At 77.0% G+C, this 827-nt stretch carries 1 protein-coding gene; it reads right to left on the bottom strand.

The genetic code is table 11. The features are described 5' to 3' along the window. A partial coding sequence (gene fliK, locus C1I89_RS35820; RefSeq protein ID WP_146196869.1) for a flagellar hook-length control protein FliK occupies positions 1–827 on the bottom strand: 827 nt, incomplete at both ends.

Genomic DNA, 827 nt, shown 5'->3' on the forward strand with positions numbered 1-827 from the left:
GGCCCGCGGCCAGCAGGCGCGAACGCAGCGTGTCCGAGTCGTCCTGGAGTTCGGACGCGCTGTGGGGGGCGACGAGCTGCAGCACCAGCTGGTCGCCGGCCAGGTTCAGGCGGGCGTCGACCAGGCCCAGGCGCGGCAGGTCCAGCTTCACTCGGGTGGCCCAGGTGGACGTGGCGGCTTCGGGGTCGCCGCCATAGGGCTCGCGTTCGACTTCCCATTCCATGGGCGTGCCGGGCCAGGCCTCGCCCTGCCAGGCCAGCGCCTGGTTGGCCAGCACGTCGAGCTGCTGGCGAACCAGCACGGTGAGGTCCTGGTGGATGCCGGCGATGGGCGCGCCCGGCGCGGAGGACGAACCGCCGGCGGGGGCCGGGGACGCGGGGTCCGCTCCGCTGGCGCGCGCCGGGGCGGGCGTTTCGCCGCGTGCACGCGCCGGCGCCGGGGCGTTTGCGGTGTTGTTCGCCGCCGCGTTCGGGTCCAGCCGGGCTTGCGGTTCTTCGCGCAACTGGGCGGGAGAGGTCCGGCCGTAGACCATGTCGGTCAAGTGCGATTCATAGAAGAGGCCGCTGGTCTGCAGCGCCTGGCGCAAGGCCTGGCCCAGCACGCGCGCGCTGGGGGCGGCGGCCGCATGCGCCTGGACCGCGGCATCGGCGCCGCGCAGCGCGGCGGTTGGCACGGCGGGCAGCTCGGGCTTGCCGGCGGGGGGAGCGGGAACCTGGGCCGCGGGCGGCGCCGGCTGTCCCGATGGGGCGGCTTGGGCGGGTTGCGCCGGCTGGCCCGCGGGCGCCTGGGCAGGTGCGCCCGGGGCCTGGCCGCTGGCCTGCCCGGCG

Origin of the sequence: Achromobacter pulmonis, from assembly GCF_002885955.2 — a bacterium.
GTDB classification, from domain to species: Bacteria; Pseudomonadota; Gammaproteobacteria; order Burkholderiales; family Burkholderiaceae_B; genus Achromobacter; species Achromobacter pulmonis_A.